The 21,572-nt window shown below is 43.1% G+C and carries 13 protein-coding genes and 1 pseudogene; 7 read left to right on the top strand and 7 right to left on the bottom strand.

What is annotated here, in order from left to right; translation table 11 throughout:
- Positions 1 to 33: 33 nt before the first annotated feature.
- From B4Q04_RS12300 to B4Q04_RS12315, 4 genes are all read right to left on the bottom strand, one after another.
- Positions 34 to 2,094, bottom strand: coding sequence for a tetratricopeptide repeat protein (locus tag B4Q04_RS12300; protein WP_088696978.1), 2,061 nt, complete (start codon positions 2,092 to 2,094; stop codon positions 34 to 36).
- A 252-nt stretch (positions 2,095 to 2,346) separates the two neighbouring features.
- Positions 2,347 to 3,876, bottom strand: a complete 1,530-nt coding sequence (locus B4Q04_RS12305; RefSeq protein ID WP_088696979.1) for a glycoside hydrolase family 2 TIM barrel-domain containing protein — start codon at positions 3,874 to 3,876, stop codon at positions 2,347 to 2,349.
- Positions 3,873 to 5,102, bottom strand: a complete 1,230-nt coding sequence (locus B4Q04_RS12310; protein WP_088696980.1) for a hypothetical protein — start codon at positions 5,100 to 5,102, stop codon at positions 3,873 to 3,875. The genes B4Q04_RS12305 and B4Q04_RS12310 overlap by 4 nt, the downstream gene beginning before the upstream one ends.
- Entirely contained in the window at positions 5,099 to 8,185 is a 3,087-nt protein-coding gene (locus B4Q04_RS12315; RefSeq protein WP_013994328.1) for a membrane protein, read from the bottom strand. Before B4Q04_RS12315 ends, B4Q04_RS12310 begins: the two co-directional genes overlap by 4 nt.
- A gap of 561 nt (positions 8,186 to 8,746) precedes the next feature.
- Here B4Q04_RS12315 and B4Q04_RS12320 point away from each other — a divergent pair.
- The 7 genes and pseudogenes from B4Q04_RS12320 to B4Q04_RS12350 all read left to right on the top strand — a co-directional run bounded on the left by B4Q04_RS12320 (position 8,747) and on the right by B4Q04_RS12350 (position 14,891).
- On the top strand, positions 8,747 to 10,015 hold the full coding sequence (locus B4Q04_RS12320) for an oligosaccharide flippase family protein (RefSeq protein WP_088696981.1): 1,269 nt from the start codon (positions 8,747 to 8,749) through the stop codon (positions 10,013 to 10,015).
- Between the two features lie 67 nt (positions 10,016 to 10,082).
- Positions 10,083 to 11,321 (top strand): glycosyltransferase, encoded by a 1,239-nt coding sequence (locus tag B4Q04_RS12325; protein ID WP_088696982.1) that lies wholly within the window; start codon positions 10,083 to 10,085, stop codon positions 11,319 to 11,321.
- Positions 11,322 to 11,359: 38 nt separating this feature from the next.
- Positions 11,360 to 12,499 carry a response regulator gene (locus tag B4Q04_RS12330; protein ID WP_013994331.1) on the top strand — a complete coding sequence of 380 codons (1,140 nt, stop codon included), beginning with the start codon at positions 11,360 to 11,362 and terminating at the stop codon, positions 12,497 to 12,499.
- Positions 12,500 to 12,630: 131 nt separating this feature from the next.
- A complete protein-coding gene (locus B4Q04_RS12335) occupies positions 12,631 to 13,215 on the top strand; it encodes a TetR/AcrR family transcriptional regulator (RefSeq protein WP_316932898.1) in 585 nt (194 codons plus the stop codon).
- Between the two features lie 66 nt (positions 13,216 to 13,281).
- Positions 13,282 to 13,845, top strand: a complete 564-nt coding sequence (locus B4Q04_RS12340; protein ID WP_088696983.1) for a carboxymuconolactone decarboxylase family protein — start codon at positions 13,282 to 13,284, stop codon at positions 13,843 to 13,845.
- Between the two features lie 166 nt (positions 13,846 to 14,011).
- Positions 14,012 to 14,167 (top strand): annotated as a pseudogene (locus B4Q04_RS12345) (EthD family reductase); the annotation flags it as partial.
- A gap of 76 nt (positions 14,168 to 14,243) precedes the next feature.
- Positions 14,244 to 14,891, top strand: a complete 648-nt coding sequence (locus B4Q04_RS12350) for a DsbA family oxidoreductase (protein WP_088696985.1) — start codon at positions 14,244 to 14,246, stop codon at positions 14,889 to 14,891.
- Between the two features lie 263 nt (positions 14,892 to 15,154).
- On the opposite strand, the gene B4Q04_RS12355 is transcribed toward B4Q04_RS12350, so the two are convergent.
- Genes B4Q04_RS12355 through B4Q04_RS12365 form a run of 3 tightly spaced genes read right to left on the bottom strand, consistent with a single transcriptional unit; the run spans position 15,155 to position 21,489 of the window.
- Complete coding sequence (locus B4Q04_RS12355; protein ID WP_088696986.1) at positions 15,155 to 16,957, bottom strand: RagB/SusD family nutrient uptake outer membrane protein; 1,803 nt, start codon at positions 16,955 to 16,957, stop codon at positions 15,155 to 15,157.
- Positions 16,958 to 16,976: 19 nt separating this feature from the next.
- Positions 16,977 to 20,213, bottom strand: coding sequence for a SusC/RagA family TonB-linked outer membrane protein (locus B4Q04_RS12360; RefSeq protein WP_088696987.1), 3,237 nt, complete (start codon positions 20,211 to 20,213; stop codon positions 16,977 to 16,979).
- A 22-nt stretch (positions 20,214 to 20,235) separates the two neighbouring features.
- Positions 20,236 to 21,489 carry an alkaline phosphatase family protein gene (locus tag B4Q04_RS12365; protein WP_088696988.1) on the bottom strand — a complete coding sequence of 418 codons (1,254 nt, stop codon included), beginning with the start codon at positions 21,487 to 21,489 and terminating at the stop codon, positions 20,236 to 20,238.
- Positions 21,490 to 21,572 lie beyond the last annotated feature (83 nt).

Raw genomic sequence — 21,572 nt, forward strand, 5'->3', positions numbered from 1 at the left:
TCAAGACAATCTTAGCGGATTGTCTTTTTTTTGTTATTGGACTATGCGTTTGTAAAACAGGGGCTTTTTGGTAATCAGCCATTTTAGCTTTAATCCGATTTCGGTAAACTCGAATCCTGCCGCGGTAGCCGATGCTATGTTACTGTACTTTCCGTATAAATTACCGCTAAAACGCTTCGAAAATTTATGTGTTATACCAGCTTCGGCCCGAAATATTACGGTATTGGGGTCATCTTCTACCTGCTGTAGGCCCGTTGCCGCACTCATCATATATTGTGTGTTCTTGGCTATATCGCCCCGCAGATCGGCAAATACCTCTACCGCTTGGTATTTTTCAGGACTAAAATAAATGGTAGGCAATTGTTCCGCAAAAGAGAGGTACTGGTAGTTCAGCCCGACCTTAAGGGCCGGTTTGCGCAACACGTTATAGTACAGGGAGGTGAACAAAAGGTTGCGGGTGTTATTGTCACTTTGTGTGGTATGTATAGCTTGGGTATACCAGCCCAGATTAAAGTTGGTACCCAGGTTGTAGTTTAGGCCCAGATGGTTCATGATGATTTCACGTTCGATCAGGTCGGCGTTAAAGTTCTGGATCTCGCGCTTATACCCCAGTTCAAGGTTTTGCAGCTTGAAAGGTTGCAATAAGAGCTTTACATCGATTACGGGTTGGGTGTAGTCCTCTGTGTCAAAGCTGGACTTGTTCAGGCCTGCTACGGCCTTAAAAGTGGTTTTTGGAAGGAATTTGTAATCGAAACCGGCGGAAAGTACATGTGAACTTGCCTTGTTGTCGGTTATTGTATTTTCCGTAGTCCTGTAATTATAGGATAGGTTGGTGCTAAACTTGGTTGATAAGGGAACGGTGGCCGTAGTATTGGTGGATATGGCAACGTTCTTACCGTTGTCAAAAGTGTAGGCCAAGTGTTCGTCTATCGTAGGGGTAAAGCTTATGTTTAACTTGTCGATAAAACCTATGGCATCTTTTTGGTCCTTGAAAATCTTTAGGGTTCCAAAGGCCGCTTGGTACGCGGGAACGATGCGGTCTGCTGCAAAAAGCGCATTGGCCTTTCCTAGATTGCCATCAAAGGAGGCACTGTCATTTTTTAAAATGGCATCGTAATTGGCGACACTCTTTTTCGGTGAGCCGGTATATAGGCCGTGCATGGCCTTGAGTGCATATAACCAGTTTTTATCGGCATACTTGGTTTCCAAGGTAGTGATTTCGGTTTTGGCCAGATTGTATTTTCGGTTCCATATCAGGGCTTGAACATAGCGGTCGTAGGTCTTTTCCATTAAGGCTTCATCGCCCAATGTCTTGGCTTTTTTCTTTGCCGTTGTGGCAACTACCAAGGCCTGTTTGTCGTTCTCGCCTATATGCTCGGCAAGGGCAATGCCGTTAAGCGCTGTAATCGAGTCTTTTGATGAGGTGGCAAGGCGTTGGTAGGTGGCTTTGGCCTGGTCCACTTCCTTGGTAATCAAATAGAGGTTGGCAAGATTGAGCAAAGCGTCTTTGTCTTCGGGAAAATCGATAAAAATTTCCTTTAATAGGCTTTCTCCCTTCTTGTAGTTTTGGGCATTGACATAGGCATTGGCATACCCCAAACGCATATATTTTCGCGAAGTTTTGGCACTGGGGTTGCCAGGCTGGATCACTAGGGCCTTTTCTACCCATTCCAAGGCTTCTTTATATTTCTTTAGGTTACTTAGCGTATTGGCATACCCTAGTACGGCGCCAAAATTCTCTGGGTAGGCTTCTACGAGTTCGGCATAAAGGGGTTCTGCCTTTTCGAATTTTTTATCCCAGAGAAAAGATTCGTTATAATTTATCTGTATTTCAAAATCACCAGGGTATTCTTTTAAGAGGTCGGCGAACAGTTCCGTGGCCTTTTCGGGCTCGCCACTTAGGCCTACGGCACGACCATAACAGATCAATGCGGTTTTGTTCTTTGGGTCATCGGAAAGATAACCTTCAAAGAAAGTCTCCGCTTGCTCAAAACTGCCGTTTTCCAACAAGGTGAAACCCGGTTGAAGCGGATTTTGGGCCATTCCGTAAAAAGAAAGGAACAGGAATAAACAGAGCGTATATAGTTTTAACATTAAAGTAAGTTTTTTACCACAAGGGTATAACGGTTATAAATTTTATTTATTGGTGCTTTTATCATAAATGTTGTGATAGTTGTTTTAAGCCGTTTGAAATGAGAAAAGTATCTCATTTATAGGTGTTTAGTCGGTGTTTTTAACGCCTTTTCTCTTTTGGGAAAACTTCATTTTATTAGGTGGGAACCCTTGCGAAATTCCTCGGATCACACAAGCATTTTACCCGAAAAGTAAAAGCGAAATAGCGCTTTGTTATTCTAGCCCCTTATTTATAAAGATGTCATACACCGGTTTTTTTCTTCCCTGTGAATCGAGTAGGCCAAAATGGCGTTGCTGTACTTTTCGCCAAGGCAGGCGGCCTACTACGGAAGTGGGAATGTTCTTGAAATCGTAGAGTGTCCATATCATATGCGATAGCTTCTCTTTTTCCACGACCTTTTGAATGGTTTCTATATAGGCTTTTTGCTTTTCATCGGAACCGGAAAACGCGTTCCAGATACCGTCGTAGGAAGAATATCCATATTCTTGTAACAACAGCGGTTTATCGGTGACCTTGTTTTTTAGAATAGTAAAGGCGGCTTCAAATTCCGAAGCACCACGGTAATAGTGAAACGAGACAAGCTCAAGTTGATCCTTAAGGTGAACGGCGGCTTCCGGACTTGCCCATCCTATGGTAATGGCCCGCTCAGGGTCTATTGAACGAATACGTTCTACGGTCTGTTCCAACCAGGCCAACACCCGTTCTTTGCCCCGTGATTCAAAATCAAGGTCGGGTTCGTTCTTGACGTCCCAAGCAATAATGGCCTTGTGGTCTTTTAGGGATTCTACCACTTGCTCCACATGGCGGTTGGTCATCGTCCAATCGTTGATGCTGTAATTCCCATAAAAATCAAAGAGGGTAGGCATGATGTCCAATCCGCTTTTTTCGGCCATATCAAGGGTCAGTTTTACTTTTTGTATTTTTTCTTGATCCACATGTTCTTTCCCGAAAGATTCGTACGGAATGAAAATACGTAGGCTATTGATGCCCATTTTGGCCATGAGCTTAAAGTCATGTTCAATTATTGAGATGTCGAATTTATCCCCGAACATATCCCAAGGGGTGTTTTGAGGGTAGTAGTTAATTCCCTTAAAATGAAAATTTTTAAGGTTTTGCACCTTCGGGATGGTCTGTTTTTCCGTTTTGGGCAAGGTGTTTTCTACCAAATGGCGCACCCTCCAAAAGCCATCTTCCAAGAGCAGCATTACCTTGTAATCGGACAATAGTTTTCGTTTGGCGACCAAGGTTTCGTTTTGGTAGACTTCTTCATAGGCCGAGACGTTCTTATCGGTGAAGACCACAAGCTTACCATCGGTACTGTAAAATTCCAATTTGGGGTGATGTTCAAGTGTGGTGGTCTGTAGGGTAACCTTATTTTTTAGGTTGAGCTCGGTAATCTTAAAAAGTTCGGTACGCATACTATCGGTATAGTAGTCGGCCACGCCATAGGGAAGGTTGTTGGCATAGGCGGCGTTACGCACCTGCCAGGCACTTAGGTAATCGCGTTCTATTTCGCCCAAGGTTTGTGTTTCCATAGGACGGCCTTCGTTTTGGGCAATTTCCCATTGCACTTTAGGCAGGTAGGAGGCGGATATTTCCTCGTGCAGGTGCAACATTGATGTACGATCCGCACCGGTGTTCAAATAGGTCAATGCGCTAGTGACCCCGAATAGGATGAGGGCGTTAAGGGCCAAAAACGTGACCAGTAGGAAAATACGATATAGGTTTCGGTTCATTTTCATTTTAGTGCTACTGATTTTGTCTTGGTTATACCCGCTGTTTTGATCAATAATAGATAGGTGTCGTTCGGGTAGAAATCCCGAGAGAGTTCAAATTGACCTTTGCCTTGCATCGATGAGGTTCTGAGTAGGTCTAAAATGTTGCCTTTATTGTCTTTGACGGTCAACGAAATGGGCATGCCGTCAGGTACCAATTGGTTCATAAAACTTTTTAGCGGCCCCACGGAGATGCTTCTATGGTCTTCGGAGAACCGTAGGTTGTAATCGGTTACCGAAGCCTTGAAGTCAACTTTTATAAGCTTGCTTTTGGCCGCACCCGTTACAAAGGCTTCTATAGACCATGAGGCTTGGTGTTCTGGGTGTAAAAGCCGTGCTTGGGCCATGCCGTTTAGAGTGGTACCCTGTGCTTTTAGTTTGGCCCCTTTCTCATCGGTAATGATAAAGGATACCAAGGTGCCATCACTTACTATATTTCCGTAAGTGTCCTTAAGAATGCTGCTTTTAAAGGTGATGACCTGGTTGCCATCGGCATATTCGTGGTTTCGCTCATAGGAAGTGGTGAAATCTATAGGGTTTGCAGGGTATACGATGGTGGTGAATTCCTTGGAGTCGGTTTCGTTACAAGCTGCGGAAATCAGCATACGTCCCGATTTTGTCGGAGGCCGTACCTTTGACCATGCCATGAGGTTCTTGGTAAATAATTCGCTTTCGGATTGACGGTCTTGGAATTGGATTTTGCTAAAAACCGATGTGCTGTCGTTTAGCGGATTGTCATAAATGTCGGTCGGCACCATAACGAACATGGCGTAATCCTCAGGGCCTGCAGTAAGGCTTCTTGGGCCTAAGTACGATTCTAGGAACGTGCCTTTCCTCGGGTTGATATGGATGTTGACCGTGCCGTTCATTTTCTCTTCGGAATCGGAGAACAACGACCAATAACAGGGGCCCGATTTTTCATGGAAGTTCTTGGGAATGGAAAATTGAAGGATGCCATCGCTAAACGAAGGGCTAAGGATGGTGGTACCTATGGCATTTCTGATCGCAAGGACGGCATTTGATTTTCCGGAAGTTTTAAAGTCTAGCGAGAAGGCTTCCCCCGCGGTAAAAATTTGTTTTTCGCTGAGCAGCTCAAAGGTGGCATTCGACTTTTCTGTTTTCTCGGGATGTTTGGAACATCCGAAGAAAAGCGTCGAAATAAGAACACAGATATGTAGAAGATGCCTTGTCATTTCGGATTGCCTATATAACTGTTCAACTCAAATTTTAAGAATTCAAAACCGTCTCCCGAATAGGGTTGTAGTTGGTCTTGACTATGGGATATGTTTCTGTCGGGAAACACCTTTTTTCCGATTTCGGAATTGGGACTGCCGTTTACAAAGCAGTTTGTAAGACTGCTGTTTATGATTTTAATATCCGATAAAGACGCTACTTTGTATTCAAAGAAGCGTTTCCTTTGAATGCGCACCCCATCGGTCAAGAATTTGTGTTCGACCCAAATGAGTTCTTGGTTTTTATCGTAATACGAAATTAAAAGCTGGGGAATGGTCACCTCTTGAATGCCCGAGTTAAAAAGGGTACCGCTTATTTTATCATCTTCAAAAACCAGCTCTTGCAGGCTTACTTGTTTATAGAGATCGGTGTTGGCCACATTTCCCGCACATTGCAGGTTGAACTTTGTGGGTTGTTCATCGAAGGTCATTGGGGTAAACTGGTCTGGGTCAAAGGTAGGGGGCAAGGTGTCTTTGGTAGATGACCAGGCAATACCTTCAAAGTCTATTCTAAAGGTAGTGGTCTCCTTGGGCATCAATTTATGCTTGGCTACATCTTTCGCGTTATAAGTGGCCAGTTCTTTGTTCTGGTCATTGTACAGCGTACCCTTTATAACCACATCCGCAGGAACATGGTCTACGTTCTGAAGCTCGCCGATAATGCTGTAGCTCCCTTGGTATTGTACAAGCCGGGCCTTTAGCACTTCAAGAACGGGTTGTTTTAGAACGTCTTCATGATGGGTCTGCTGGGTAGTGATCTTTCGTCGACCGTGGTTGAAAAAAGTGGTGTTGTTCGAAGTGAACAATTGGTCGGGCGGTAGGTCGTTGTCTAGGGATGAAGGCTCGATATACCATTTTCCTTTCTTTTTGATAAGGCTGTGGTAGTAGTCTTTGTGAATGCTCTCAAGGGGAGTGATCCATCTTGTGGCCGCCTTTACCCGGGCACTGGTGTCATTTTGCCGTAAAAATTCGATGCCTAAGGAATCGAGTTTGGCGTAGGAACTGAGAATGCCATCGGTGACGGAAACCTCAAGCATATACTGGGCAATGGTTTTATCGCTATCGGGATTCAAAAATGAATAGGCCTTGTTGAATTCCTTGAAGTCAAGAGCGTCATAGTAGGCTTCGACCACGTTTGAGGGGGCTACCTGATCTACGTTTTTGATGTAGAAAAGATAAGTGCCATAGCCCAATACGATCAGTAGTATGAAGGCCCAGATATGATTGATGACAATCAATCGTTTTGGGAAGTTGTTGTGGTCGATGGCGTATTTTACGAACTCGCCCTGTGGTAGGGGCTTTAGTTTTAATGCCCTGACCCATATCCATTGAATGTTGATGACAAAGGCCAGTAAGACCGTAAGAATGGGAATGATGCCCCACATGAGCTTTAGGGCCACATGTACGTCTTCTTTGGGCATAATGGTAGGGAATGGCGGTACGTTCAGTTTTTCCCAAACCATAATACCGTTTTCCAATTGTTGTAGGCGTTGCCATCCGCAGAAGTAGAGAATGGGGTCGTAGAATTTGTCGTTTGAGAAGATGTATTTCAGATTGTATTTTTCCGGTACGGTCAAGAATTGTTGTAAAGAGCCGATGCCCTCAACGCCTCTAAATTTTGAATTTTCAAGGCGTTCAATGGCCCTGGTCGTCAGTTCGGGCAGCCGCCGTGCGGAGTGGTAATTGCCGTCTACCGTCATGGCCTGGGTCTGGGCCGAAAGCCACGCCATTTGATCGCCGAAGCCCAAAGGTAGGTAGCGCCAGTGGTCGTGCGAATCTTGGCTTAAAAAATTGACAATGGGCTGCATCTTTATTTTCTGCGGCTGTGATGGCCTAAAATAGCCTAGGCTCATGGTAAAGATGACCATGAAAAGCATACCGCCCACAATAAGGCCTCCCAAAATACGATGGTATACACGGCCCCAATTTTCCTGAATACGGTCTTTTAGGTCGCCTTCTACCATCCGGTAGGCGAACTCGCCAAAAAGCGGTAGCGCCATAATGGTGGCCCAGAGCGTAAAGCGGTCTAGGGTCAATATATTAAAAGCCGTTTCGCCGAGCAGTTTCAGGGGAAGGGGGGTGGTTCCTCCGGTTCCCAAAAGGGTCAACATTGAAAACGATAATCCGAAAAAGATATAGCGTCGGCTATAATAACGGTAAAAAAGAAAGGGCAGGATAAATGTGAGAATCCCCCATGGAATAACGAAGAATACGAGTCCCGATGAGGTTACCTCAAGAAAATTGTCCCTTGAACCATGCGGAATGGGTACTTGGGTAATGGGGTTTTTCTTTGAATTGATCCAGTAGGGCAAAATACAGGTAACGATAAGGAACAAAGAGGAAAAACCGAAAATGACAATGCGCCAGAACAGCTTTTTAAATTGTTTAAAAAAGACCCCGAAACGTACTTCCCTAAAGCTGTTGACCTGGTCTCTGGCCGAGTCCATTACCGCCATTCCCAGTAAGGGAAAGATAAAGAAAATCATACCAAAAATGGGCGTCACATGATGAGAGGTTACCGTTACGGCAATCAAAGAAAGGCTGGTGGCCAGGTACCTCGATTTTCCGGTTTTTACCCAGAGGTATATTTCGGGCAAGGAATGTAAAAGGATAGATAGGCCTATGATACTGGGCAATTGCCCGAAAATATGAAGGGTTTCAACAAAAGTCGATGAAAAGACCGCCAACAAGGCGGTATACCCGGCTATTTTCCGGTCTCCGGTCATCAATAGACCAAAACGATAGGCCCCCGTTATAAACAGGACAATGCCGATAAGGGCTACGCTGAACATTCCAAATTTGAGTCCGCCTATATGGGAAAGAATACCAATGGATTGATGTACCAATGGGGGGTAGGCCTGCACGGTAAAACCAGTGTACCATCGATAGTCCCACGGCTCAAACCAACTATTGGCATAATGGTCCGCAAAAAACAGATGGATCAGGGCATCATAAGTTGTCTCAAGAGTGAAGAAAATGCTAGACCCGTGAAAGGCAATACCTATGACCAGTGCTAAGATCAATAATACATTGGTACGTTGCATTGAGGTTATTTGTCAGAAAATATAACAAAGTAAAGGTATTAATATTGTATTTCATCGATGGTATTGCTGGTCTAAGGCAATACGCCATTCGTCTACAGTTAAGTGTAAATCAGCAATTTCGAGTCTGAAAAGATGCCGATGGGAGGATAAATTTGTCAATGTGTACGAGTAAACGGCCTATCGGAATCCAACCATATTAAAGCAGGTGAATTTCGGGTGATGGTCTTGAAAAGCTTCTTCTGTAAAATTGGTGGAAGATGCTGTGTATACGCCCTAAGACAAGATAAAAGCATCGTGGATAGGGTAAATTAAGAATCGTTTTTATTGATTTTGTCTATGAAATGCAAAATAATTCTATGAAACGCTACATTTTATCGATTATAAGTTAAATCTTACAATATTTCTATAAAACGGCGTTTACGTACTATGCTAAGATTACCCTAAATGGGGTTAGCTAATTATTTGAAAAACAGAATGTTCATCTGACGTAAAAGAAATCAGTCATATGGAAAAGTAGAAATACAAGGGGTAAGACCTTGTATAAAATCTAATAATAGAACCATGACCGCCATCAAACTAATGTTGAAGAAAGTATCCCAAGAACAGTTGTTCATGGGGAGCGTTCTTTTGGTAAACGGCGGCAACTACCTATACAATTTGCTATTGGGGCGCCTATTGGGCCCTGCCGCTTTTTCGGAAGCTGCACTTTTGGTAACCTTATTATTGGTCTTGTCCTTTATGGGAATGACTTTTCAGTTGGCTACCGCAAAATTTGCGGTTATTTTTTCGGGCCGTGAATGGGATGTATTTAAAAACATCAGTTACCGTCAGGCCAGTATCGTAGGTCTGGTCATTGGGGTCCTCATTCTTGTTTTTTCAAAACAACTGCAATCGCTTTTTAATACCGATAGCCATTGGATGTTTGTCATCTTCGGCCTAGGTATACCTATTTATTTTTTTATGAGTGTCAATAGGGGGGCTTATCAAGGTAGACAAGAGTTTGCCAAATTGTCCATTACCTATCAGACCGAAATGTGGAGCCGATTGCTACTAACCATGATTTTGCTCTTTTTATTGGATATTGAGCCTGGAACATTGGTAGCCTTGGGTATCTTTTTGTCTTTTTTGTTCGGACTTTTTCCTTCCGACAGTACATCCATATCCTTTAAGGAATCTAGAAAGTTGAGTCCCGATAATGCAAAGCGGGTCTCACAGTTTATCTGGTTGACCGCTTGTTACGAGTTTACCCAGATTATCATAAACAATAGTGACGTATTGCTGGTAAAGCATTACTTCGAACCTATGGAGGCGGGGCTATATGCTTCATTGGCCCTAATAGGTAGGGTAGTGTATTTTGTGGCTTGGATGTTCGTGATGTTATTGTTGCCCGTAGTCGTGCAGAAACAGAAAGATGGAGAACCTACAGCGCCCATATTATTTAAATATGTATCGTATATAGGACTATTGTCGGCCGGTATCGTGGTGGTCTGTTACTTTTTTCCGGAATTGATCATTACCCTAATGTTCGGGGATTCCTATATCGCTATGTCTAGTTTGTTATGGCAGTACGCCCTGGCCACATCGCTGTTTGCCATATCGAATATTTTCGCCTATTACTTTTTGTCCCTAGACCACTATGTACCCGTAATCCTTTCTGGGATATTAGGGCTTTCGCAGATTTTATTGGTAGTGCTCTATCATGAGAGCCTTGATCGTGTGGTACATATGCAGCTTATTGCCATGTCGGTACTATTGCTGGTTCAGTTGCTGTATTTCGCCCATAAGGAATTGGGCCGGAACGGCACGCCCGAAAAAGCTAGGGAAGAATAAATTAAGAAACAAAAATGAGGGGATAAGCTCCCTTTATGAAATCGCCTTGAATTTTAAGTCATATACTATGAAATTAGCCATTGTAACCGCATATCCGCCCAGTAAAGTAACATTGACCGAATACGGATATTATCTTGTAAAACACTTTAGGTTGCAAGAAGAGGTCACCGAAATTATTTTAATGACCGATAGAACGGATGACCCAAAAGACCTTTCCTTTGAGGGCGAGGGTTGTAAGATTACCGTTGAAGCGTGTTGGGATTTTAATAGCTATACCAATTTATGGCGGGTCAACAAGGCGATTAAAACCCATAGTCCCGATGCCGTACTTTTTAACCTGCAATTTTTGAAGTTCGGGGACAAAAAGATACCGGCAGCCTTAGGGTTGATGTTGCCTTATATGAGCAAGTTAAAGGGTATACCCACTATTTCCTTACTGCATAATATTTTGGAACAAGTAGATTTGGACAGTGCGGGCTTTACCAAAAGCAAGTTGCTTCAGAAGATATACGGTTTTATCGGTACTACTTTGACGAAGTTCGTTCTGGCTTCCGATATATTGGCGGTGACTATCAGCAAATATGTAACTATTCTAGAGGAAAAATACAAGGCCAAGAACATTGCCTTGATTCCCCATGGATCTTTCGAAACCCCACCGGAACCTGATTTTAGCTTGCCCCCCGGGCCCAAGCAGGTAATGGCTTTTGGCAAGTTCGGTACCTATAAAAAGGTCGAGGTGCTGATTGAGGCCATAGAGGTCATTCGAAATAGAAGTAATGAAGACATTGAAATCGTAATCGCCGGAACGGATAGTCCGAATACGCCGGGATATCTCAAAAAAATGGAGGAAGTCTACAGTCATGTTCCCCAAATACGTTTTACGGGCTACGTTGCCGAAGAAGATGTGCCGGTTATTTTTGGCGAAAGCGCCGTTGTGGTCTTTCCTTATACCTCTACCACTGGTAGTTCGGGCGTATTGCACCAAGCCGGAAGTTATGGTAAAGCCGTGGCCTTACCTGATTTGGGCGACTTGAGCGTACTGGTCCAGGAAGAAGGGTATAGAGGGGAATTCTTTTTACCTGAAAACAAAATATCCCTAGCGGATGCAATAGAAAAAATACTTACCGATGAGGCCTATAGAACCGAACTGGCCCGGGCGAATTACGAAGCGGCATGCTCACTACCAATGAGTGCTATCGCCAAAATGTATTTAGATTATTTCAAGGCCATTCAAGTGCAAAAAACGAAAGGGCAGATAATAGACGTAAACGCCATCGGATTAACTCACGAAAAAACAAAAGCATAAACAAAAACAGGTCCCACACCTTTATAAAGTATACCATCATGAAAATATTAACCATTGACGACCAACAGCTGATTTTGCTTTCGGTTGAAAGGCGATTGTTAGAATTAGGATATGAAGTTAAAACGGCCAGTTCTGGCGCGCAGGGAATTGAAGTCTATAACGACTTTCACCCTGATCTGGTTTTAGTGGATATAAATATGCCGGGTATGTCCGGACTTAAAGTAGTTGAGCATATACGGGTAAACGAAAAATCAGATATCCCGATTTTGATTATGTCGGGCAATACTGATGAAAAAATCATTGTTGATGGTTTTGATTTAGGTATCAATGACTATATGAAAAAACCTGTGAGCTTAGATGAAATGGCTGCACGGATAAAGAGAATTATAGGTGCGCCCGACGTTCAAAAACAAGCTGTTAATAGTGATAATGCCCGAATGCTTCAAAAGAATTGTGTGGGTGTAGTTATTCCTTGTTACAATGAAGAAGACCGTTTGTCAGGGCCAGAATTCAAAGCTTTTGCGCAGGAGAATTTAGGATATCATTTATGTTTTGTAAATGACGGAAGTACGGATAAAACCCTAGAAGTGTTACATGAACTTCGTAAAGGGAACGAGTCCAATATAAGTATATATAATTGTGAGAAGAACGGAGGTAAGGCGGAAGCGGTGCGCCAGGGTATCTTACATATGATTAAAGATGAGCAATTAGATTATTTGGGATATTTAGATGCCGATCTTTCTACGGATTTTAGAGATTTTGACGATTTGGTTAAGACCATTGAAACTTCACAATTTAAGATCGTCAGCGGTTCCCGCATCAGTAGGATGGGGGCGAACATTACTAAGGAATCGGCCAGAAAGGTCATAAGTATGACCATTAACCTGATCATACAGACCATTTTGGGTATGCCGTTTAAGGATACCCAATGTGGGGCCAAGATTATGGACCGTGAGATAGCCTCTACTATGTTCAATAAAAAGTTCATTACCAAATGGCTTTTTGATGTGGAGATATTTATGCGCATGAGAAAGCACTACGGAAAGGAAGAGGCCAAACGTATCATTTGTGAACAGCCGCTCAAAAGGTGGATCCATGCCGATGGTTCTAAATTATCTATGAAAGACTCGGTTAAAATTGTTGGTCAATTGGCCAAGATCGCGGTTTCCTATCGATAGGCCCCTATTGCCTTGTTAAAGACAGCTCAAAAGTTGTATTCATACATATGAATCGGCCTTTGAGCTGTTTTTTGTACTTCAAAGCCAAAGTATTCTTAATTGTTTGGTCGAATCAAAGCAACTGCTTAGTTTTGTCGTCTAGTTTAGAACCATTGGCCAGAAAAAAGCAATATAACGAAGAAGAGGTGATAGAAAAGGCCACGGCCCTTTTCTGGAAGAATGGCTATGAGGCCACTACCGTACGTATGCTGGAAAAGGAAATGGGGATTAACCAGTTTTCCATTTATTCTAGTTTTGGCAATAAACAGGGCGTATTCTTAGAAAGTATTAACGCCTACAAAAAAAGAATACGCTGCATAACCGAAAAGCTGGCCCAGTCCAATAACGGTAAGGAAGGTATCAAGCAATACTTCTATGATTTTTTAGAGTTTGCAAAAGAAGACGGTAAAAACAAAGGCTGCCTTGTGACCAATACGGTCAATGAGATCAAGGCCGATGCAGACCCCTTAATAATGGAGCAGTTGATGGAATTTGCCAACAGTATCAAGCAGTTGTTTATTGATAACCTCTTACAAGAGGAAGGAAAAACCGGGGAAGAAGCAAAGAGGCAATCAAATTATTTGATGAATAGTTTGTTGGGTTTGTCAGTTTCGTCAAAAGTTTTCGACCAAAGCCAACTCAAGGACACCATTGAAATTACGTTTTTGAACCTATAAAATTTTTTACACCTAAACTAAGCGTTTGCTTAGAAATAAATTGGATAATAAATAAAAATTGAAACTATGAGCACATTAACAAATCACACCCTAGAAACAGCACCCGAAGAAAGCAAGCCATTATTGGAAAATTCCATTAAGGCGTTTGGTAATATTCCAAACCTTCATGCGGTATTGGCTGGGGCACCCGGTCTTTTAAAGGCTTACCAATCTTTACATGAGCTTTTTGTAAACTCATCTTTTGATAATGATGAGCTTACCGTGGTATGGCAAACGATTAATGTAGAGCATGCTTGTCACTATTGTGTGCCGGCGCATACCGCCATCGCAAAAATGATGAAGGTAGATGATGCCATTACCGAAGCCTTGAGAAATGGTACTGAATTACCATCTGAAAAACTACAGGTTCTTCACGAAACGACACTTAAGATTGTTCGTAACAGGGGACATATTGAAAATGAAGACGTACAGGCGTTTTACGCTGCCGGTTACGAAGAGCGACAATTGCTTGAGATCATCTTGGGCCTTTCCCAAAAAGTGATCAGTAACTATGTAAACCATATTGCAGAAACTCCGGTTGATACAGCTTTTCAAAAATTTGCTTGGAAAAAAGAAGAGAAGATTGCCTAATGTTGTTTGTTAACGAAGCTTGATGGCAATGTTTAAGCCTTTCACTTTATGTGGAAGGCTTATTCTTCCCTTTAAAAACATAAGCTTGAAAACGTTTAGGATAAAAATATAGGATTATGGGTATTTCAATCGAGAATAAAGTCGCTTTGGTAACAGCGGCACCTCGGGCGATAATGCGCCCTACAAGGCGATAGCCAATCTACTATATGATTCCTTGGTGTCATTTCAAGAATCGTTTGGGGCCAATGCGCAAAAGCTATTGGCAGATCTTCCTAATTTTACGAACGTGCATCCGCAAGTTCAAATTAGTAAGGTTTTATAGAGAGGATCGTCTTAGGTAGGGAATCTACCTTAATTTCAAGGGCGATTCCCTATTTTTTAATGATATAACATAGATTATGGCAGAAAAGATAAAGATAGATTTGGTTTCAGATGTAGTTTGTCCTTGGTGTGTAATAGGTTACAAACGCTTGGAAAGGGCCATTTCTGAAATGGGTATTGAAGACAAGATCGAGTTGGAATGGCAACCCTTCGAACTGAATCCGCATATGCCGCCTGAAGGGCAAAATGTACAAGAGCACCTTACCGAAAAGTACGGTTCCTCACTTGAAGATCAAAAATTGTCTCAAGAGCGAATGACGGAATTTGGCGAAGAGCTAGGCTTTACCTTCGACTATTTTGATGATATGAGAATGGCCAATACCCGTGATGCACACGTTTTACTCGAATATGCACATGAAAAGGGCAAGCAGACCGAATTGAAAATGCGATTGGTTACGGCATTTTTTAGTGAAAGAAAAGATGTGTCAAAGCGAGCGGTCTTGGCAGAAGAGCTAAAGGCCGTTGGTTTAAATGCAGAAGAGGCCATGGCCCGACTGGATGATGATAATGCACGTTATGAAGTCACTTCCAAAGAGCAATATTGGCAGGGACTGGGCGTATCTTCGGTACCTACTTTTGTGTTCGATAAAAAGAGCGCACTGACGGGGGCACAGCCGGTAGAGGTTTTTAAACAAGTTTTGACCGAGATGATACAAGAGGCCTAAACTTAAATAGTTGCGGATAGGGACGGGAGAGCGAGTGTCAAGGACGGTTTTGTTCAAGAGTTCGGATTGCAATAAAAGCTTTTTTGTATGCGTGTTCCTTTGATACCGTTTTGTGAAATGTCAAAAACGTACCCATGTCCTGTCTTGCAAATACGAGAAAAATGACATTAGTAAAAAGCCCCTGATTCAGGGGCTTCTAATGGCTAAAAAAACATGGTGTGTTTACCTCTTTCTAGAAAGGATATAATTAATTGAGAGCGGTATTACTTCCAATCAAACACCTGTTCTAGGTTTGGATTAAGGGCCATATCGGGCGCCGGAATAGGTCGATAATAATGTTTGGGCTCTTGAAAAATACCGCGCTCGGGTGTGGCTATTACGTGCCCACTTGTTCCGTTCGTCAAGTACACATCGGCACTTATACTCCCTATGTTTCCGGTGGTATAATAAATTAGGGTGGCCCCCAAGGAATTGGTTTCCTTGGGTTCGGGCGCCAATTCCGAATCACTTAATAGTACAATATCTTCTATTCCGTCTCCGGTAAGATCAAATTTGCCTAGAGAGGGGAAGTACATGCCTACAGGTTCTTCTTCCATAGCTTTACCGGCTGCCCAACGGTTTAGGTCATCCAGTCTTCTTCCTTCCAATGCCAATTCTACCCGACGTTCTCTTCTTATCTCTAAGAGTAAGGGGTTTGAAACCTGTGGGTACTTTTCCGCTTGGTAGGGGTCTAAACTGGCGGACATGGTTAAATGGGGCATTCCTGCACGATCGCGCAAAACGTTTATCGAGATGTCTAAATCCGATTGGGAAAGGGTGCCTAGTTCGGCCCTCGCTTCTGCATAGGTCAATAGAACTTCCGCATAGCGTAGTACGGGGATATCTACTCCAGATCGCACATCATTGGATGCGTTATTAAGGAAACCCTTGATCTGATGATAGCCTGTGAAATTCTTTTTTAACTCCTGTACATAGTTTGTGTTTCCTGGGCTGTAGGTAGATGTGTAAAACAACTCCCAGCCAGGGAATGCGAAGGTTTGTGAAAGTCTAGGGTCTCTTTTTTCAAATTCTTCAACAAACATCATGGTGTCGGTATTCGGCTGTTCGCTAAAATAGGCACCATCGTCCATCAAGTAGGATACGACCAGATCACGGGCAGGCCCTCCTTCGTAACTTCCGAACATATATTGGGGGTCACTGGCGTTCTTTAAGTCCCTTTCGAAATAATTGGCCAATATAATTTCAGGGTTTCCGGTCAAATCCTGACTTTCGAACAAGGTATGATAGTCGCTATTGGGATTTCCTGTATTATAGATGGAAAAACCACCATTATCCATAATTTCCTTGGAAACCTTATGGGCCAACTGTAGATAATCGTTTGCGGTAGCTTCCAATCCCAATTCGCCATGGTACTTTCTAAAGGTCCCTTCATATAATGCGCTGCGTCCGTAATAGCTGGCAATCACCCATTTGTTTACTGCCCCATTTGGGGTGTCTTCCATTACATTTTCCAAGGCAAAACGATAGTCTTCAAAAACATTTGCTATAACGGTCTCACGTTTGTCACTTGATTTGAACAAGGCATCATCATCGGAAGTCCCTAGCACAAAATCATACCAGGGCACATTTGAATAGCGCTTTACTTTTTCCATGTAAAACTGAGCCCTGAAAAAACGGGCTACACCTATGTAATGATTACGGATTTCATCGGTAACTTTAGCATTCCCAACATGCTCTAGAAAAAAATTCACATCCCTTAGTTGTCCCCAGTCCCAACCATTGGTTATGGAGGTCGAACTGGCGTCGGTAGTCATAATGGTCTTGATCTCACGGTTTCCGGTAGTCGCCATATTGTCGGTTGCCTCATCTTCGGAATACAGTTCTATCCCTGGGAAATTGTAAAGACTGTTGATATAAATAGCCAGGTCTTCTTCCGTGTTAAAAAACTTTTCTGCCCCAATTTCTGTCTCGGGCAACTGTTCCAAAAAATCGTCGTTACAGGCCATAAAGGCAGAAACGACTATTATCGATATGGCAGATTTTATAAATGTTCTAGTGTTTTTCATCTTTCAGTTTGATTTGGCGTTAAAAAGTAACGTTTAGGCCCAAGGCGTATTTGCGTTGGTAAGGGTATTGGTAACCACTGGTCTCCGTACGTCCTGGACTAAATGCAGGGTTCAGTCTGTTGTCTATGTCCGATATAGATTCTGGGTCAAAGAAATCCGCCACTTCAGACCACTCGAAAAGGTTGTCGCCACTAAAGTAAACCCTTAATGACGAGATACCCATTCTATTCGCGTACTCGGATGGGATGGTATATCCGAAAGTGATATTCTTGAAACGGATATAGGCCGCATTAAGCATATAATCGGTTTGAGGTATTGCCAAGCCCTTGGCTTCATCTATACGTTCGCCCAAATTGCGGTCGGCAAGCCACGATTGGGCTACAGGGTATTTTGAATCGGTATTTGCACTCGCTAATCCCGATGCGATATATGCGCTTGAATGTTGTGCCATGAGTTCGGCAGGATCATCGGAGGCGCGATAGTAGTCGTTTAAATGGTCGTAACCACCCGCATAAGGTTGTTGGTAAAAACCCCAATACAAATAATCTTTGGGATAATAGTCGCGTTTGCCCACCCCTTGTAGGAAAATGCCCAGGTCAAAGTTGTTCCAGTCCATGTTCAAATTGAAACCAAGCCTATAGCGGGGCATCATATTGCCTATTACGCTTACATCTTTCGGGTCATCGGCCGTGCTGCCTACCTCGATGGCACCGTTTCCATCTTGGTCTATATACTTGGGCCATCCTTCTACAATTTCCAAGGCGCCCCACGGAATCAAACTTGTTTCGTCAAGCGCATCGATTTCTTCTTGGGACCGAAACAATCCGTCCGAGGTAAGTCCCCAAATTTCGCCCAATTCCATTCCCTCCCGATATTGGATCAAACTGTTATTGGGGTTGTCGAAGCTCGTAATATACGAACGGCTGTCGCTTAATATAAAACGAGCATTAAGGCCAAAGGGCTTATCGATGCCAAAATTATTTTGATAGCCTATTGAAAGTTCCCAACCCTTGGTTTTTAGATCAGCGGCATTCTCCAAAGGTTCGAAGGCTCCTAAAACCGAGGGCAGATCTTTTCCAAGGGTGAGCATATCCTTTGTATCTCTCCTGTAGATATCAAAGGTGGCATTGACCTTGTTGTTAAAGAGGCCTAAGTCGATACCAAAGTTTTGCGTGGTTACGGTTTCCCAGCTATAGTTGTCCGAGACCAAAGCTGGCGAATCGACCTGTAGTGGTAAAGATCCACCAATGATATAATCGGCATTTCTTGCCGTCATTGTGGGTATATAACCGAAGGAGCCCACATCTTGGTTACCAAGGGTGCCATAGGAAGCCCGGAATTTTAGCAAGCTCACTATAGGGTCTAATGATTGCATAAACTTTTCCCTGGAAACATTCCATGCGGCGGATACTGAAGGGAAGAAGCCGAATCTTTTATCCTTGGGAAATCTTGAAGACCCATCGTATCGACCGTTTAGCTCTAGTATGTATTTGTCTTTAAAGGTGTAATTGGCCCGGTAAAAAGCACCGCGTAACGCCCAACTATAAATGTTCTGTGTGCCTTCTATATCTCCGGTGGCCAATTGAATGGTCGGCAGGGATGACGCAATGACGCCGGCCCGGTTTAACGAGCTGTACTCATCCCTATATTCTTCTTGGTTATAGCCTGCCAAAAGAGTCAAATTATGGTCGTCTCCGAAACTTTTGGAGAAGGTGGTGTAGATGTTTAGCACATTATATTTTTCTTCACCAAACCCCTTCCAAACTTTATTTTCCCCTTCTTCCCTTATGTCTTGAGGGGCAAATCCTATTCGTATTTTCGAATAGTTCGCATCGTAGTTTTGGTTTTCTTGTTCAAATGTGTATTCAGCATTGACTTTTAGAATATCTTTCAAAACCCACGCTTGGGCGGTAAAGTTGGTCCGGAAAGTGCTGGTTTGATAATTTTCGTTTCCTCCATCGGTCAACTGGGCGGCCATTCGTCCTACATTGGTGTTGGCCCAAGTACTGTCGGGATTTTTCGCATACTCGTAGGTGTTGAAGTTATATAGTGTGGTAATATCGAAGTAGGAAGGATTTTTTCTTGTTCCTATGATGTAGGAGGTATTGTTCCCTAGACTGAACCAATTGTTCAATTGAGTGTTCAACTTGGTGCGGATACCGGAACGGGTATAATAATCGTCGGCCAAGATTAAGGACCCATTATCTTTGTTGTAAGAACCGGAAACAAAGTAATTCAATTTATCCGTTCCGCCGTTTATACTCAAGTTGTGATTAGTAGAATAGGTTGTGCCCGATAAGAAATAATCGGTCCAATCTTGGTTTCCCATGTATTCCCACATCCCTGTGCTTTCGTTCACTCGGGCCCCAATGGTTCCGCTAGGATTATCGCTGCGTTCTTTGGCCCATTTCCACTGGTCGTCCGTAAAGAACTGGTTGTCCCAAGGGGTATTTCCCGAAAAAGTTTTTTGCAGGCGCATGTAAATATAGGGATCGGCAATTTTATTCGGGGTTACGGTAGGCTTGCCAACAGTTACGTTGGTGTTGTAACTGATGTTGGTTTTGCCTTCCTTACCGTTTTTGGTAGTTACCAAAACTACACCAAAAGCCGCCCTAGCACCATAAATGGCCGCAGAGGAAGCATCTTTTAGTACGGATATATTTTCTATATCCTCAGGGGCGATTTGATTGAGGTAGGAGACATCTGAAGGTATATTGTCGATCAATACTAGTGGATCTCCACCATTTATGGAGGTAAAGCCACGAATATTTATTTTCGGGGCCGCGCCCGGTGCCCCACTGGAAAAATCAACGTTCAACCCAGGAGACATACCTTGAAGTCCCTGGGTAACATTATTGATCGGGCGAGTACCCAATTGTGCAACGGAAACACTGTTTACCGCACCGGAAAGATTTACTTTTTTCTGAGATCCGAACCCAACCACCACCACTTCACTAAGTGCTTGAACATCTTCTTGAAGTACAACGTTAATGGTACGTGCTGATGCTATCCTTACGGTTCTATCAAGGTAGCCCATATAGGAGAACACTAGGTCTTGTCCTTCATTCGCGCCAATGCTATAATTTCCATCAAAATCGGTAGTACTACCTATGGTGGTACCGCTCACCAAGACGGTGACCCCGGCCATGGGAACCCCCTCCTCATCGAGTACGGTACCCTTTATCTTTTCTTGACAGAAGCCGCTGAAAGCCAGAGTCAAAAAAAGCAATACTAATAAATGGTTTTTCATTTTCATCTGATTCTTATTTGTAGTTGGTTTATTGTTTGTCCACTATCCAGGTGTTGAGCTGTGTGTTAGGGGTTTCTAATACTATTTTGCCAAAACCTTCGGTGTTTTTTCGAAATGGTATGATAATCTGGCCTTTTTCCATTGTCACGGTTTTTATGGGTTTGTAAGTGTCTTGGCCCCCGGTTTGTGCATGGTTGGTCATGCTCAAATAAATTGTTCCGTCTCCCTTGGATAAGGGAGTCCATGTCAGGCGCAGTTTTCTTCCCTGCTTTTCAGCCTTTAATCCGTAGGCGTCCACTGGTCGTATTAGTGAGACGCCATCCCATTCCCTTTTGGTTTCCACAGGTACTTCGATATCTAAAAAATCGGTCATGGTAGGAAGTATATCAACTATGGCAGGAGTATGTGCGTCGAAATAAGAATTGGTGTCCTTATAATTGGTCACTATCCAAGTACTACGTTCCCTGTCCGTCTGTCCTCCGTGATGTTTTCCGTCCTCGGCACTTCTACCGTGATCGGTAGTGACAACGAATAGCCATTCTTCCGCATATTCCTTTTCTCGATCTTTGACCGCTTTCCATATTCTTCCTATTAAACCATCTTCAAAGTGAACTGCCGCGTTGAACCTATCGCTATCCCCAAAGCCATGCCCCATATCATCGGAAAATTCTAAATATACCCATGAAACATCGGGAGCATGCTCCCGGATGGTCCTTGCTGCCTGGTCGGCTACGGTGTAGTCGATAAGCTTCATGAAATTTCGCTCTTTGTCATGGGGAAAGTTTATGGTATCGTATTCAAGACCATCAAAGGCATAATCTACTTTTAGGCTTCCTGTTTCCTTTAACCCTTCACCTACTAACTTGGTGCGGTTGTCGAGCCAAGAGGAAAAAATGCCAATAGTACCATGGGGCCTGGCATCTTTGTATAATTTAAAAATTGTCGGATAGCTATAATTGGGCGCTTTAATGCTATTGCCCCAAACATTGTGCTTGTTGGCCCAGGTTCCGGTCAGTAAACTGTTGTATCCTACGGCGGATATGGTCGGGGTTTCTGAATAGGTGTTCTTTCCTCCTCCAACAAATGCCTTGGAGAAGCTGCCTTCGGATGCAATTTGGTCTAAATAAGGAGTATTGGCCTTTTTTAATTGGTCTGCAGAAATGCCGTCTACAATAATAAAAACCACTTTCTTTTGAATACTATCGGTAATAATCGGCGAATGCGCACTACTCATTGTCCACTGAAGCATAAAGGTCAATAAAAGGAAATATCTATTTTTCATAGTTGAAGAATTAAGGATGGCCCAAAGAAAAATAAATTGAACGAGCGTTCAATTAAAAAATGATTAAGTAAAGGTTATCGAAT

The organism is Zobellia sp. OII3 (assembly GCF_002211465.1).
Lineage (GTDB): Bacteria > Bacteroidota > Bacteroidia > Flavobacteriales > Flavobacteriaceae > Zobellia > Zobellia galactanivorans.